The organism is Microcoleus sp. Pol12B5, from assembly GCF_036701335.1.
Lineage (GTDB): Bacteria > Cyanobacteriota > Cyanobacteriia > Cyanobacteriales > Microcoleaceae > Microcoleus.
The window spans coordinates 62,877-78,720 of record NZ_JAUBQQ010000001.1 but is presented as its reverse complement, the minus strand read 5'-3'; the positions used below and the strand labels follow the sequence as shown (position 1 = coordinate 78,720).

The following is a 15,844-nucleotide window of genomic DNA, read 5'->3' as shown; positions in this document are numbered from 1 at the left end:
TAAAAATTACAGAAGCAAGGTATGGCAAGGACAAAACCGATCGAACCAGACGCAGCAGCAAGTGACAAAACCGAGCAAATCCTGCAAGGTGCGATGCAAGAATTTTTAGCCCACGGCTACGCGGGGACGAGTATGGACAAGGTAGCGAAGACGGGCGGAGTTTCCAAAGCCACGGTTTACAGCTATTTTACAGATAAAGAAGGATTATTCGCGGCTTTGGTACAGCGGCTGGCGCGAGAAAAAGTCCATTTTACAGTTCTGGATGAAGAACCGGCCGTAGCGTTGCGATTCGCTGCCACAACTATATTGGATCAGGCGACCCAGGAACCAGAATATCTCAATTTTGTGAGGTTAGTGATTGCGGAATCAGGGCGTTTTCCCCAGCTAGCGCAGACTTTTGTGAAAAACTTAGCTAAACCGGGTATCGAGCGGCTAGCGGATTATTTGGCATCGCATCCAGAGTTACAATTGCCCGACCCCGAGGCAACTGCGCGGATTTTTATCGGAGCTTTGGTATATTTTCAGTTAATGCAGCATATGATGCACGGTAAAGAGATTATCCCAATGGATCGCGATCGACTGATCGATGGTCTGCTGCACTTGATTTTAGGCCCGCAGTCCAATTCCTAAGTGCGATCGACAAAATTTAGGAATTTTATTTGAGAGCGATCGCAGCCATAAAGAGCGAGATCCCTTTATGGCTGCGATCGCAGGTTCTATTCAGGTGTTTTTCCTAACCTGTCCCTCAATTCCTCCGCAGATAACTGCGGCAGTTGTTCTACAAACAATGTCAATTCTGCCAGAGGCAATGCAAATAAATTAGTAACTGCTGCAGGCAGAAGATCGCCCAATTCAGGCGATCGTATTTGCAAGACACTTTCAGCTAACAATTTCACTGCTGATTCCCGCCCCGATTCATCAACGGTCAGCATCGATATTGCCAGCAACAACACTGTAAATTCCGCCGCAGCCAACTTTGATATTGGAGATAGAAAAACTGTCATTTTTGGACTTAATTCTCCAAATCTAACTTGCAGAAAGTTTTCTAAGATTAAGCGCTGTTGTTCTTGTCTGCCTCGTTCTAGTCCTCGTTCTAGTCCTTCTTCTAGTCCCTGTTCTAGTCCTTCTTCTCTAGCTTGTTGCTGTGCTGCTTGTATTTGTTGTTGAAAAAGTGGTGCAATGGCCATAATTAACTCCCGCTCTTCTGGCTCTAATTCTTGTGGCGCATCGGTTACTAAATTTGATTGTAACCGATACAGCAATTCTAGCGCGATCGTCCGCAACGCATCGTCTGTTGCTAAAGCGCTTAATTGGGAAATAGCCCTTTGCTGCACTCCCCCTTTGCCCAAAATCCTCAACCACAGGGTGTCTGGAGTTTCTGGCAACTGGTGAATCGCCACAATTGCAGTTCGCAAAGATTCACCCAAAAAATAAATTCCCTGCATCCAGTTCTCTGTGTCTGGTATCGCATTAAAGCTATCTACCAATGCTTTCGATGCTGTCGGCATCAAAATCCACAGTTTTGGTAACTGAGCGTCATCATAGCGAGTATTTTCTCTCCTAAATTTTCGCTCCAATTCACCTCGCACGTCCAATAACTTGCCTAGACAGCTACAAATTTCGCTGACGTTGGCAGGATTGCGAAACGGTTCAAAAATTGCAATTGTGTTTGCCATTTTCCCCAACAATCCCAGGGTTTCTGAGTATTCGGGAATTGCGGTGCTGGGAGTGAAATAAACATCGATTTCTCGAACTTCGGAAGCCACATCGCGGCCGATATTCACCGTTCCAATCGGGGACAGCAACTCTTCCAGAAATTCTTTGGCAAAGAGATCGTGAATAAATCGCGTCATAGAAATTATTTCAAACGCTAAATAGATTTTTTAGCCGTTTTCTCACCCATTCTACAGGATTTTCATCCTCTTCTGCTGCATCTACCAATTCCATTTCTCGCAATAATTGCTGTCTCTCGCTGAGTTCTTCTTTGTGTTTGACTATTTCTTGAATAATCTGTTCAGATAAATCCGGTCGTTCAGTTAAAACCTTCTGGAAACCTTCTTTATTGATGGCAAATAAAATTGTTTCTTCCAAAGCTCTTACCGAAGCAGTTCTGGGGATTCCCAACATCAAAGAAAGTTCCCCGAAAAACTGACCAGTACCGAGGTTATTCAGATGTTTGTTAATAGCTTCTACAAAAACTTCTACTGAACCTGAAAGAATCATGTAAAAAGCATCTCCGGGGTCGTTTTCGTGAAACAAATATTCTTGCGATCGCAGCCGTTTGCGGTATCCAACTTCAATCAATTGCCGCAATTCCAGATCAGTCAGATTTTCAAAGTATTCCACCTCTCGCAGCAAACAGCTAAGCGACGATGGCTTTTTCAGTTTCTCTGCAAAAAATGGCGGTTTTTGCTCATTTTCCAAGTAACTGTTCGGGAGGTCAATTGCAGTTTCTTTTTTGTTGAACATTGACAACAAAACTTCGGGGTTTTGCAAATAAATTTCTCTGTCATTGAACGGAAATTCTATCTTTTGGTGGCGAAAATTGTATTCAATTGCAAAATTTAAAGAACTTTTAATTATTTCTCTTTCAGTCGGCTTGTCAGTCCAAACTAAAAGTTCAAATTTAAAACTATCATCACCAAACTCGACAAACAATACTTTCGGATTCGGTTCGTACAAAACTCCTGCTTCTTTGTAAGCAATATTTAACAGAGTTTCTGTCACTAACAGCGGGTTACTATTCTCCGCTACTTCTACGGGAACTCGCAGACAGAGTAGGGAGTTTTCGTAACTCCAGTTAACAATTTTGTTGCTAATCATTTTGCTGTTGGGAACTATGACGCTTGAGTCCTCAGTGGTTTGGAGGATGGTAGATCGAATCGAGATCTTTTTGACGATTCCCATTAATCCTTCTAATTCCACAAAGTCTCCGACTTTCACAGGTCTGTCTAAAAGCAGCGTTAAGCCGCTGACAAAATTAGTTGTTAAATCTTGGATTCCGAAGCCAATTCCGACTCCCAGTCCCCCCGCAACTACTGCAAAAGAAGCGAGGTTGAAACCGATGCTTTGGATGGCGACTATCACCCCCAAAGCTACTATCAAATACCCAATAATTACTGCGATCGCTTCCCGGTTTCCCTCGTCAATTCCCAGTCTGACTAGCAAGCGTTCCTTAAGAAAGTTTGTAAAAGAGCGTGCTATGACAAGGATAGCCATAAACAATACAATCAGTTCCACCAGTGACTGCAACGATACTGGATTTTCACCTATTTTAAATAGGGTAGCTGTAAATATTTGCGATATCTGTGTCAATACTTCTTCGGGGATTGTATTCAATTTAAATTCAGGCAACAAGGTTTTTTGTGTGGTCATTTTTTTAGGAAAATAGTAAAAAATAAAGTTCTCAGTACCCAATATTAAAATACAATAGTGAGATCGTTATCATAAATTTTAACCTGTTTTTAGAGTAAAAAAGTGAAGTTGTTAGATAGAGATGTGGTTCCTCATAATACGCAGTTATCCCTCTTTCCAATTTTTCGGATACCTGGTCTTCGCAGGCCTGCGGTTAGTGTGCCACTTTTTCGCGATCCGAGAGCCGACTCATCTATTGTTAAAGCGATCGCTCTACTAACTTTAGTCAACATTAACTCGATTCGAGTTTATCATACTCTACACTATTTTTTTTTGAAGTCCCGTTATCAACTTAAGCAGGGATTATTCAATGACTATTTAAGTGGACAAGTCAAATATCCAAGTATTACAATGATTTTGACTGGTGGGAGAGATATTGCTATTACTCTGCCAGTTGCGTCCCTCTTGTGTATATCTAAATGAAAATTTAACGCATCTAGCTAAAATTGATAACGTTCCAAGAATACTTGGCATTCTACTGACATGGGGAACAAAATATAATTTAATCCCATTTGTCAATCCGTAAATTTACTGAAAATACTGCTTATTTAGGAGTGGAAAATTGGCGATTTCGGGGTGGGCGGGCATAAATATGGCGATCGCCATGATTGCTCGATCGCCCAAATCTAAGTAAATGCTGAGCATATTTGCTGATTGACCAATGCTTCCCTAGCTTAAGTTGTCACCAATGTTCTACCAATAGGATTGATTAGCAATAGAATTGATGAGAATGAGAAATAGAAATACTTGGCGATACATCCGAAGAATTAAGGGAAATAGTGTCGTAAGGGATACATATATCGCAGATTCCAAGCCTAATGGTGGTCCTACTAAACGTTTTCTTCATTACCCAAATTGGAGGCAACGAAAACCTTGCAATCGCCCCATTGGACAGAAGTTCTAGAATAAAAGCTGAAATGCACGAGCCAACATGAGCAAATTCCCACCAGAGAAAACCAAACCACCACAGCAAGAGAGCACAACAGCACAGGTATTGCGACAGGCTCACTTCGACGCTTTTTTTGCAGGTGCCAACGCCGGAATGGTGATTTTTGACCGCCAACTTCGGTATGTCCAAATAAACGAAGTTCTGGCAGAGATCGATGGCATTTGTGTGGCAGACTATATTGGTCGGTCGCTGCCTGAAATGCTGCCAGAATTGGCTCCGACTCTGGAACCGATGCTGCAAGGCATTCTGGATACGGGCCAGCCGATACTTGAGTGTGAAATAGTGGGTGAAACGGCGAAAGAACCAGGCATCATCCGCTACTGGGAAGCATCTTACTATCCTTTGCGGGATGAAAATGGCATCATTTTTGGTGTTGGTGGGATTGTAATTGAAATTAGCGCTCGCAAGCGGGCAGAACAAAAGCAGGCACGACTGACGGCAATTTTGGAAGCAACTTCCGATTTAGTAGGAGTTGTGGATGTGACTGGGCATAGTGTCTATCTCAACAAAGCCGGACAGGAAATGCTGGGGATGTCCCCAGAGGAAGCACGATCTCCGTTTACTATAGATTCTGTATTAGCTGCCTCAGCAAAAGCAAAGTTCCACAACGAAATAATTCCCACCGCCTTGCGAGAGGGTAGGTGGGCTGGTGAAATCCTATTTTTGTCACGGGATGGGGAAGAAATTCCAGTCTCCCAGGTTTTGATCGTCCACAAAACCGAAGCGGGTGAAGTCGAGTTTATTTCCACTATTGTGCGGGATATTAGCGATCGCAAAAAAGCAGAGGAAGAACGGCAATTGCTCGCTACCACGATCGAGAATAGCCGTGACTTTATTGGCGTGGCCTCCATGGAGGGGCGCCCTATACTGGTGAATCAGGCGGGTCTGGATTTGGTGGGACTCAGTAGTTTGGGGGAAGCCAGAACCAAACACCTTACCGACTTCTTTATGGCAGAAGATTTGGATTTGGTACAGCAATCTATTCTGCCTGCGCTGATGCAAGAGGGAAGTTGGCGGAGTGATTTCCGCTTCAGACATTTCCAGACAGGTCAACCCATCCTGGTAGATTACACCCTATTTTTGATTAGACATCCAGAGACTAATGAACCGGTAGGGATTGCCACTATTACGCGGGATATTCGCGATCGCAAAAACGCAGAAGATGTCCTCAAACAAAATGAAGAGCGATTTCGTTCTTTAATTGAAGCTACCGCTCAAATTATTTGGATCGGTAATGCTGATGGCGAATTGGCAAACGAACAACCTACTTTAGGTGCATTTACAGGACAGACATTTGAGGAGTATAAAGGATGGGGCTGGCTAGATGCCATGCACCCAGATGATCGCGCTCATGTTGCTAGTATATGGTCGGCTGCCGTGGCCAATCGCTCGCTCTATGAATATGAATTACGTATGCGCCGCTATGACGGCGAATATCGGTACATGAGTTGTCGTGGTATACCACTACTGAATGCGGATGGTTCAATTCGGGAATGGATTGGGGCTAATACAGATATTACCGATCGCAAACAAGCTGAAGAAGCTCTGCGCGAACAGCAAGCTGCGCTGCGCGATCGCAACGTCTTGCTGAGTTCTATTTTGGAAAGTACGCCAGACATAATTGTGGTTAAAGACCGGGAAGGCCGATATATTGCCCTTAATTCCTTTGTGGCAAAATCCTTTTACGGTAGACCAATTGAGGAAATTATCGGTAAAGATGATTCGGAACTCCTTCCCCCTGCTGCCGCCATTGCAATAATGGAAAAAGACCGCCAGATCATGGAAGCAGGCATTACTGAAAGCTACGAAGAAGATGTTTTCAATGGTAAAGAGAACACTTCTTTTTTAACCACAAAAGCCCCTTGGCGGGACGCTCATGGCAATATTCTCGGCCTGATCGCCATAGCACGAAACATTAACGATCGCAAACAAATGGAAGCAGAGTTGCGCGATCGTAATGCACTGCTCAAGTCAATTTTGGAAAGTACACCAGACTTCATTGTCGTTAAAGATCGGGAAGGTCGTCATGTTGCGCTTAACTCCAATTTGGCAAACTTCATAGGCAAGCCAATTGAGGAAATCATCGGCAAAGATGATTTGGAATTACTGTCGCCTAACACTGCCAGTGAAATGATGGTAAAAGATCGTCAAATCATGGCAACAGGAATCACTGAGACTTACGAGGAAGATGTCTTTCATGGTGAAACCACCGCGACCTTTTTCACTACCAAGGCTCCTTGGCGGGATGCTGATGGTAATATCCTGGGCATCATCGCCACAACACGAGATATTAGCGATCGCAAACAAGCGGAAGAAGCGTTGCGACATAAAGAAACTCAGTATCGCAGTATTTTTGAGTCGGTGAACGATGGCATTATCATCACAGAACTAGAAACCGGAAAAGTAGTCGCCATCAATCCGGCGCAAGCCAGAATCCACGGCTACACTTATGAGGAGTTCGCTCAACTACCACCTGGAGGCTTCATACACCCAGATAGTTACCACCTATTTGTGGACTTCTTAGAAACTGTGAAGGCAGGTAAGCAGTTCTTCTGTCATGCCATTGATGTCCACAAGGATAACAAGTGCATTGATGTGGAAGTTACAGCAACCCCCTATTGGCAGGATGACAAGCTGTATGCGTTATCTGTGGTGCGAGATATTACCGATCGCAAACAAGCCGAAGATGCACTAAAACAAAGCGAAGAACGCTATCGTTCGCTAATCGCTGCTACGTCCCAAATGGTCTGGATAACGGATGCAGAAGGAAGATGCCCAGATATACCAACTTTCAGAGCTTACACTGGACAAACCGTAGACGAAGTGGTTGGTTTTGGCTGGTTAGATGCAATTCACCCGGACGATCGCGAACGAACGAATCAGGTGTGGATGCAAGCAGTGGAAACGAAAACCCTGTATGAAATAGAATATCGAATCCGGGGAGCGGATGGAAACTATCGTTATTTTCAAGCTAGAGCGGTGCCAATTCTGAATGAAGATGGCAGCATCCGGGAGTGGGTTGGCACTTCCATCGATATTCATGATCGCAAACAAGCGGAAGATGCGATCAAACAAAGCGAAGAACGCTATCGATCGCTAATGGTCGCGACATCCCAAATCGTCTGGGCAACTGATGCTGAAGGAAAAGGCACGGATCTACAGAGTTGGAGAGCTTACACCGGGCAAACTGAAGCTGAAGTGCTTGGTTTTGGCTGGTTAGATCCAATTTATCCAGACGATCGGGAACGAACGAGTCAGGCCTGGATGGAAGCAGTGCAAACAAAAAGCCTGTTTGACATAGAATATCGAATCCGGAGAACGGATGGAAACTATCGTTATTTTCAAGGTAGGGGAGTGCCAATTGTGGATCAAAATGGCAACATCCGCGAGTGGATTGGTACTTGCAATGATATCCACGATCGCAAACAAGCCGAAAATGCTATCAAACAAAGCGAAGAACGCTATCGATCGCTAATCGTTGCCACGTCCCAAATTGCCTGGACAGCGGATGTTGAAGGAAGATGTCCAGATATGCCGAGTTGGAGAGCTTACACCGGACAAACCGAAGCTGAGGCGCTTGGTTTTGGTTGGCTAGATGCGATTCACCCGGACGATCGCGAACGAACGAATCAGGTCTGGATGGAAGCAGTGACAACGAGAAGCGTGTATGACATAGAATATCGAATCCGGGGAGCCGATGGAAACTATCGTTATTTTCAAGGTAGGGGAGTACCAATTCTCGATGAAGAGGGCAACATCCGGGAGTGGGTTGGCACTTGCACCGATATCCACGATCGCAAACAAGCCGAAGATGCTATCAAACAAAGCGAAGAACGCTATCGATCGCTAATCGCTGCTACGTCCCAAATTGTCTGGACAGCGGATGCTGAAGGAAGATGCCCAGATACACCGACTCTGAGAGCTTACACCGGACAAAGTGAAGCTGAGGTGGTTGGTTTTGGCTGGTTAGATGCAATTCACCCGGAAGATCGCGAACAAACGGCTCAGGTGTGGATGGAAGCAGCGCAAACGAACAGCCTGTATGACATGGAATTACGACTCTGCGGAGCGGATGGAAACTATCGTTATTTTCAAGCTAGAGGGGTGCCAATTCTAAATGAAGATGGCAGCCTCCGGGAGTGGATTGGCACTTGCACCGATATCCACGATCGCAAACAAGCAGAAATCGTACAAGCAAAAGCAAGGGAAGCCGCAGAAGCAGCTAGTCGGGCCAAAAGTGAATTCCTTGCTAACATGAGCCACGAGTTGCGGACTCCGCTTAATGGCATCATGGGGTACGCGCAGATTCTTCAGCGTTCCAAAGTCTTGAATGAAGAAGAGCGATCGCGCATTGATGTCATTTATCAGTGCGGTTCCCATTTACTGACGTTAATCAATGATATTCTCGATTTGTCGAAGATTGAAGCACAGAAAGTGGAACTAATGCCCACCGATTTTCATTTCCCGGCGTTCCTGCAAGGTGTCGCAGAAATGTGTCGTATCCGAGCTGAACTAAAGGGAATTCAGTTTCATTTTCCATCAAGCCCCGAACTCCCGATCGGTATTCATGCGGATGAAAAACGCTTGCGACAAGTGTTAATTAATCTTTTAAGTAACGCTATTAAATTTACGGATGAGGGTGCTGTTACTTTTATAGTCAGCTTTGCCACAGAAGAAAAAATTCGCTTTGAAATACGCGATACAGGTACCGGCATTGCCCAAGATCAACTCCAAGCTATCTTTCAGCCCTTCGAGCAGGTAGGAGATCGCAGGCGGCAGACGGAAGGTACGGGATTAGGACTGGCAATTAGCCAAAGGATTGTAGAACTAATGGGCAGTACCATTCAGGTTCAAAGTGAGATGAATGTTGGCAGTATTTTCTGGTTTGATGTCAATCTATCTCAAGCCGATGAATGGGTGAAAACTTCTCAAATTGACCATCGCGGCCAGATTATCGGCATCAAAGACCGCCAGCCTAAGATTGTGGTTATTGATGACAAATGGGCTAACCGTTCCGTAGTTAGCAATTTGCTCAGTCCGCTAGGCTTTGAGGTGTCTGAAGCAAACGATGGGGAGGAAGGCTGGGAAAAAATTCTGGAGGTACAGCCAGATTTAATCGTTACCGACTTACTAATGCCCGAACTAGATGGCTTCGAGCTAATTAAGCGGGTTAGAGAATCGGACAACTTCAAAGACATCATCATTATTGTCTCTTCTGCCAGCGTATTTGAAGCCGATCAATACAGAAGTTTAGAAGCAGGAGGCAACTCTTTTATTCCCAAACCTGTTCAAGCCACGGAACTCCTGCAAAAATTACAACAGTATCTTGATTTAGAATGGGTTTATGAAGCTAATGAAGATCCCCTGGCGATCGGCTCAGACACCGATGAGCTAATTGCCCCGCCAGCTAAAGAAATGGAAATTCTATACGAACTGGCTATGAAAGGAAATTTCCTAGAAATAGTTAAGCAGGCGGTATTACTTGAAGAAATAGATCCCCAATATATTCCCTTTGCTAAAAGATTGCATCAGATGGCAAAGGACTTTCAAGACGAAGAGATTTTAACGTTTATTGAGTCCTACAAGTAAGGTTTATGAATTCAGAAACTCAAGCAAATGGTACGATTCTTATAGTTGATGACAATTCAGCTAACTTGGGTGTCTTATCTGATGCCTTAAGCCAAGAAGGATTTGAAATTCGGGTTGCCAAATCTGGCAAAATGGCACTAGAGCGAGTCAAATATGCTCTCCCCGATCTAATCTTGTTAGATGTCATGATGCCAGAAATTGATGGATTTGAAACCTGTCGTCGATTACAGGCTAATCCAGAAACTAAACAGATTCCCATTATATTTATGACTGCGCTCTCGGATACGGCTAATAAAGTTGAGGGGTTTAAGCTTGGGGCTGTAGATTATATTACCAAACCTTTCCAACAGGAGGAAGTATTAGCTCGCGTCAAGCTGCATTTAAAGCTTCATGTTCTTGCTGATAAATTAGAAGAAAAAAACATCTTATTGGAGGAAAAAGTTAGAGAAGTCAGCCAAGCCTACGATGATTTACAACAAATGCAGCTTAAGTTAATCCAAAGCGAAAAAATGTCCGGCTTAGGGCAAATGGCGGCTGGGATTGCTCATGAAATAAATAACCCTATAAATTTCATCTCTGGCAATCTGGGTTATGCCCAAGAGTACGCTCATAACTTACTAAATATTATACACCTCTATCAAGAAGATTATGTAAACCCCACCCCTCGAATTCAAGCAGCTATGGATGAAATAGAACTAGAATTTGTGGAGGAAGATTTTATAAAAGTTCTTAACTCAATCAACTTAGGAACGCAGCGCATTCAAGAGATTGTCAAGTCTATGCGAATCTTTTCTCGCCTCGATGAGGCAGACGTGAAAGCAGTAAATATTCATGAAGGAATTGATAGTACACTCACCATCCTGCATCATCGTTTAAAATCAAAACCAGAGCATCCTGAGATTGAAATAATAAAAAATTACGGTCATATTCCACCAGTAGAATGCCATGCTGGGCAATTAAATCAAGTGTTCATGAATATTATTTCCAATGCCATTGATGCTTTAGATGAATCTAATCAGCAGCGTTCGTTTGCAGAAATCAAACAACACCCGAACCGCATTCAAATTTCTACAAAAGTAATTCACGAGAATTGGGTTGCTATTCATATTAGTGACAATGGTCGGGGAGTTTGCGAAACTTTACAACAGAAAGTATTTGACCCTTTTTTTACCACCAAACCTATCGGTAAAGGAACTGGGTTGGGGTTATCTATCAGTTACCAAATTATTGTTGAAAAGCATGGTGGCAGATTATACTGCCAGCCTGGATTAGGAAAGGGAATAGAATTCGTTATTGAAATTCCTATTCGGCAGCAAGCTTGTAAAGCTGCTTAGTTTCCCGGTACAATGTCTCTTACGAACTTTGGTTAATTTCTCGCTGATAGCGGGGACGGCAAGGTGTTCCCGTGCAAACAAAGCTAGCTGGCATATTTTTAAAGACGCTGCTGCGAGCTCCGATTAAAGCGTTAGCACCGATTTCTACACCAGGGCCAATGAAGCAGTCGGCGGCAATCCAAACGCCGTTATTGATGATCACAGGTGCTGTGATTAAGCCAAAGGCTGGGTCGTGAGGGTTATGAGTGCCGGTGCAGAGGTAGCTTTTTTGAGAAAGGACGCAGTGTTTGCCGATCGCAATTCGATCGAGACTGTACAATACAACATCATCTCCGACCCAACTGTAATCGCCGATTGCAATTTTCCAAGGATAGGTAAAACGAGCGGTGGGGCGAATGATCACACCCCGACCTATTTTCGCTCCAAATAACCGCAGCAAGCCGCTTCTGATGCGATTAAAAGGGTGTGGAGTGAGAGGAAATGCGATCCCCTGCACGAACCACCAAACCAAAATTACCCAAGTAGGCTTTCCTCGATCGAACTTTGATTGATCGTAGCGGCGCAAATCAACCAAAGATTCGCCTGTCAAAGTATTTGCGTGATTGTCGCTAATTGGACGATCGTTTATTTGAGAACTTGGGGAATTTGCGATCAATTTTTCCGGATCTTGGTGGGGATTTGGTATATAATCGGTCATTGATAGTTAATTTAATGTTTAATTTAAAATCGAGTTTAACCTTAAGGACTGCTGCATGACATTTCTAGTTAGGGACAATTTTGACTCGGAAAACGCCAAGGATATCGCACAATGCGAGAATACAAATCCCAGAATTGGCAAAGTGCGACTTTTACAAACAGCATTGGTACTGCTTAGCAGCTTTTTTGTAGCAGAGTTAATCGCCGCACTTAATTCTCATAGTTTGTCCCTATTAGCAGATGCGGGTCACGTTTTTTCAGATGTAGCAGCTTTAGCAATAACTTTGACAGCGACTTGGTACTCCTCAGTCAAACGCAAAAGTAAATCCGTAGATTGTACGATCGCACAATCGTCAATCCCTGAACGAGGAGAAATCATTGCTGCTTTAATTAATAGTATCAGTTTAGTAGCGATCGCCCTGTGGATTGCCGCCGAGTCTATCGGCCGTTTGCAGTCCCCAACCCCCGAAGTAGAAGGGCTCCCGATGTTAATTACCGCCATAGTCGGTTTAAGCATCAACTCGATTAATGCTTGTTGCTTGCATTCCTGCTGTCACGGCGACTTGAATCTCAAAAGCGCCTTTCTGCACGCAGTCGCCGACATATTTTCATCGGTTGGAGTAATTATAGCTGCGATCGCCGTAGCGTGGCTACACTGGAATTGGGCTGACGGCTTGATTAGCTTGCTGGTATCAGCATCAATTATTTTATTAACTCTACCGCTGCTAATAGAAAGCATCCAATTGCTGCTGGGAAAAGTATCAGCTATATCCGCAAGTCAACAGCCTTGTGATTGCGAAAAACTGAGTGCAGAAAAATTGCTTTTTCCATCCCTCGAAGAACTTATTAAATAACATCTCTTCATCTGCGTCTATCTGCGTAGATCTGCCACCATCTGCGGTAAAAAATCCAAGTTTTGTGAAGTGAGCTGGAGAACCTTCCCCTAATTATGATAAGATAAATATTGGTGTTATTGACAACTCCTCCCAATAAAATAAAACCGCGCTCAAGCCTATCTGCCATTAATTCACACCCTGCTGAATTGCCTCAACGGTGAAGAAACTCAGATTTGACAGGAAACTCAGAACGGCTGGATTTGGTGGGGGTTTCTGCAAGTTTCAAGAAAGTAGCGGCACAGTTGGCAGAGACCGGAAAGGAAAAGCCAATAATTAGCAGTAGAGGGGTGAGATTACAGGGAATTGTGATAAACTAAGAGTTATAGTCCATATATATTCCCTATGACCAACAACCGGCTGGAATCCTTCCAAAAAGCCTTCCAGAATCTTCCGTTACTTCCTTTGACCACCCCACAGCAACTGAATAAATTTCATGTGGAATATGGCACAGAGATTTTAGAAGAATTGGATCATTTGGTTGAAGATTGCTCAGCAGACAACAAAATCATTTTTACGGGGCATCTTGGGTCAGGCAAATCGACATTGCTGGCTCAATTTTGCCAGAACACGCAGAATCGCTACTTTGTAGTGTTCTTTTCAATCTCTGACGTGGTTGAAATGTCAGATGTGAATCATGTCAACATTTTGTTTGCTATGGCAGTAAAGCTTATGGAAGCAGCAGAAGAACGCCAGATCAGAATCGGTTCTAAAACAAAAAAAGCTTTTTATCAGTGGTTTAGTAAACATACTCGAACAGAGGGAAGTTCAGTTGATTCTAGCATTGAGCTAGAAACGAGTGGAGAAGCGGGTGTAAATGCTTTGTTTGTGAAGTTATTGGCCAAGTTTAAAGCAACTTTGAAAGCCAACTCTGTGATTCGTGAGGAAATTACGATTGAGTTTTCGAGACGCATATCCGACTTGGTTGATACTATTAACGATATCGCTAGTGCGATTCAAGCGGGGTGCGGAAAAGAAATTATGGTCGTGATTGATGATCTTGATAAACTCGATCTAGAGATTGTCGATCGTGTTTATAGAAATAATATTAGTGCCTTATTTCAGCCTCAATTTAGGATTATTTATACAATGCCAATGGCAGCGACACGAGATCTGTCGTTGCGAGGAATTATTCAGAATGCCACTAATAATAAGATTCAATCCATGTGGGCGACAAAGTTGTTTCCGCGTGGAGAAGATAGAGTTCCAAATGCCTCTCCTGTCCCAGAAGCGGTAAAACTATTTGAGGAAATTCTTTACAAGCGAATCCCCAAGGAGTTGATTGAACCGGAAGCAACTCAGATGATGATCGTCAAAAGTGGTGGTGCATTGCGAGAATTTATTCGTTTGGCTAGTCAGTGCTGTGGGTTATGTTTGAAGCAGTTACGCCGCACACCAGACAAGCAAGATTTGATAATTACGTCTGAGATTTTGAAAAACGCTATTAAAGAATATCGGATTGATTTAACAGAGCCCCTGGGAAAAAACCGCTATCAAATTCTAGTGGAGGTGTACGAAAATTATTTACCCGAAGATGGGATGAATCAGGATTTCCTAGATTTATTGCACACGCTCTACATCTTAGAATATCGCAACGACGATTTGTGGTTTGGAGTGCATCCAGTAGTTCGGGAAATATTGCAGCGGCGTGGACTAATTGGATCGGAGGGGTAAATGCTCAACAGTGAGATCGTGGACAATCAATCGATCAATGAGGATAGTTACGATCGTCTTGTCTCTTTAATTGAAGCAAGTCAAGGTGTATTGTCATTGTTGATTGCCTCCTGTAAACCGGGAGATTTTCAAACCCAGATTATTAATCGTTACGAGGCAGAACTTGCTGGCCATATCCCCAGTTATCGCGTGGTTTTGAATCAAAAAGAACCTAGCCTGAGAGCGGCCTTGGAGCAACTTGTCAACGATCGCCCAGAGTTAAAAGCGCCCCACGCATCAGCCGCAATTACTGTAACGGGAACGGAGGCTTTGAGGGATAGTGTGTCACAAGCTGACTCTAACCATAAGTCCGAGTTAAGGCGTTTTTTCGGCTATTTGCAATGGACGCGGGAGGGGTTGCGGGAGTTTCCTTTTCCGATCGTACTTTGGGTAACACCAAATATTCTGAGTCGCTTGAGTCTGGAAGCGCGGGATTTTTGGAGTTGGCGCAGTGGCGTATTTCGATTTGTGTCGCCTGCGGTGCCAGAAACGGGTGTGGTTAACACGACTGGGGAAAGTTCTCTGCTGATTGATCCAGAGAGAAGACTGAGTTTACCCCTAGATGAACTGTTAGAACAGGTTGAAAATCTGGAGAAACAAGCTAGGGAAACTCCTGCATTAGCAACCGTATACAATCGAGTTGCTAATGCTTATGCAAATCGGGTAAAGACGCGCCAAGCACAGGATTATTCACAGGAGATCGATCGGGCAATTCATTTCTTTGACAAGTCACTTGCCTTACAAGAAAAATTGAACTTACCCCAGGCGCAATCTGACACTTTGTTACAGTTAGGTGATATTTACCGTGACTTAGGATTGTGGGAACGGGTATTTGATCCCTATCAGCAGTCTTTAGAAATTGCTAGGAATTTGAAAGATCGCCTACGAGAGGCGGCTGCTTTGGGGCGGCTGGGGGATATTTACCAACAATATCCTCAAGGCGATCGTGCGAGTAACCTGGAAAGGGCGATCGCATTTTACACTGCTGCATTAACCGTCTACACCCGCGAGGCTTTTCCCCAAGATTGGGCAATGACGCAAAATAATCTGGGAGTTGCCTACTCTAACAGAATTAGGGGAGAGAAAGCAGAGAATATCGAAATGGCAATCGGATATTTCACTGCTGCATTAACCGTCTACACCCGCGAGGCTTTTCCCCAAGATTGGGCAATGACGCAAAATAATCTGGGAGAAGCCTACCGTAACAGAATCAGGGGAGATAAAGCACAGAATATCGAACTGGCGATCGGATATTT

Annotated in this window: 9 protein-coding genes; 6 read left to right on the top strand and 3 right to left on the bottom strand. The window is 43.9% G+C overall.

The genetic code is table 11. The features are described from left to right. The first annotated feature begins 21 nt into the window (after positions 1 to 21). On the top strand, positions 22 to 630 hold the full coding sequence (locus tag QUA24_RS00260; RefSeq protein WP_333226316.1) for a TetR/AcrR family transcriptional regulator: 609 nt from the start codon (positions 22 to 24) through the stop codon (positions 628 to 630). Between the two features lie 86 nt (positions 631 to 716). Here QUA24_RS00260 and QUA24_RS00255 read toward each other — a convergent pair whose 3' ends face one another. Both QUA24_RS00255 and QUA24_RS00250 read right to left on the bottom strand, forming a co-directional pair. Beyond that, positions 717 to 1,853 carry a flagellar assembly protein H gene (locus QUA24_RS00255; protein ID WP_333226314.1) on the bottom strand — a complete coding sequence of 379 codons (1,137 nt, stop codon included), beginning with the start codon at positions 1,851 to 1,853 and terminating at the stop codon, positions 717 to 719. A gap of 10 nt (positions 1,854 to 1,863) precedes the next feature. Beyond that, positions 1,864 to 3,375, bottom strand: coding sequence for a mechanosensitive ion channel domain-containing protein (locus QUA24_RS00250; protein ID WP_333226312.1), 1,512 nt, complete (start codon positions 3,373 to 3,375; stop codon positions 1,864 to 1,866). A 970-nt stretch (positions 3,376 to 4,345) separates the two neighbouring features. Here QUA24_RS00250 and QUA24_RS00245 point away from each other — a divergent pair. Next, positions 4,346 to 9,952, top strand: a complete 5,607-nt coding sequence (locus tag QUA24_RS00245; RefSeq protein ID WP_333226310.1) for a PAS domain S-box protein — start codon at positions 4,346 to 4,348, stop codon at positions 9,950 to 9,952. Positions 9,953 to 9,957: 5 nt separating this feature from the next. Then, the gene (locus QUA24_RS00240) at positions 9,958 to 11,286 is read left to right on the top strand and encodes a response regulator (RefSeq protein WP_333226308.1); all 1,329 of its coding nucleotides are present in this window, start codon (positions 9,958 to 9,960) and stop codon (positions 11,284 to 11,286) included. 19 nt (positions 11,287 to 11,305) lie between these two features. Here QUA24_RS00240 and hpsU read toward each other — a convergent pair whose 3' ends face one another. After that, the gene (gene hpsU, locus QUA24_RS00235) at positions 11,306 to 11,983 is read right to left on the bottom strand and encodes a hormogonium polysaccharide biosynthesis acetyltransferase HpsU (protein WP_333226306.1); all 678 of its coding nucleotides are present in this window, start codon (positions 11,981 to 11,983) and stop codon (positions 11,306 to 11,308) included. Positions 11,984 to 12,038: 55 nt separating this feature from the next. On the opposite strand from hpsU, the gene QUA24_RS00230 reads away from it, so the two are divergent. From QUA24_RS00230 to QUA24_RS00220, 3 genes are all read left to right on the top strand, one after another. Beyond that, complete coding sequence (locus QUA24_RS00230) at positions 12,039 to 12,836, top strand: cation diffusion facilitator family transporter (RefSeq protein ID WP_333226304.1); 798 nt, start codon at positions 12,039 to 12,041, stop codon at positions 12,834 to 12,836. Positions 12,837 to 13,220: 384 nt separating this feature from the next. Beyond that, entirely contained in the window at positions 13,221 to 14,549 is a 1,329-nt protein-coding gene (locus tag QUA24_RS00225) for a P-loop NTPase fold protein (protein WP_333226302.1), read from the top strand. Beyond that, the coding region (locus QUA24_RS00220) for a tetratricopeptide repeat protein (protein ID WP_333226300.1) at positions 14,550 to 15,844 on the top strand (1,295 nt) is incomplete at its 3' end. It abuts the gene before it with no gap.

What these genes read in the sequence shown, in the direction of transcription:
- QUA24_RS00260 (WP_333226316.1), top strand. Translation starts at nt 22, where the DNA reads ATGGCAAGGACAAAACCGATCGAACCAGACGCAGCAGCAAGTGACAAA.
- QUA24_RS00255 (WP_333226314.1), bottom strand. Translation starts at nt 1,853, where the DNA reads ATGACGCGATTTATTCACGATCTCTTTGCCAAAGAATTTCTGGAAGAG.
- QUA24_RS00250 (WP_333226312.1), bottom strand. Translation starts at nt 3,375, where the DNA reads ATGACCACACAAAAAACCTTGTTGCCTGAATTTAAATTGAATACAATC.
- QUA24_RS00245 (WP_333226310.1), top strand. Translation starts at nt 4,346, where the DNA reads ATGAGCAAATTCCCACCAGAGAAAACCAAACCACCACAGCAAGAGAGC.
- QUA24_RS00240 (WP_333226308.1), top strand. Translation starts at nt 9,958, where the DNA reads ATGAATTCAGAAACTCAAGCAAATGGTACGATTCTTATAGTTGATGAC.
- hpsU (WP_333226306.1), bottom strand. Translation starts at nt 11,983, where the DNA reads ATGACCGATTATATACCAAATCCCCACCAAGATCCGGAAAAATTGATC.
- QUA24_RS00230 (WP_333226304.1), top strand. Translation starts at nt 12,039, where the DNA reads ATGACATTTCTAGTTAGGGACAATTTTGACTCGGAAAACGCCAAGGAT.
- QUA24_RS00225 (WP_333226302.1), top strand. Translation starts at nt 13,221, where the DNA reads ATGACCAACAACCGGCTGGAATCCTTCCAAAAAGCCTTCCAGAATCTT.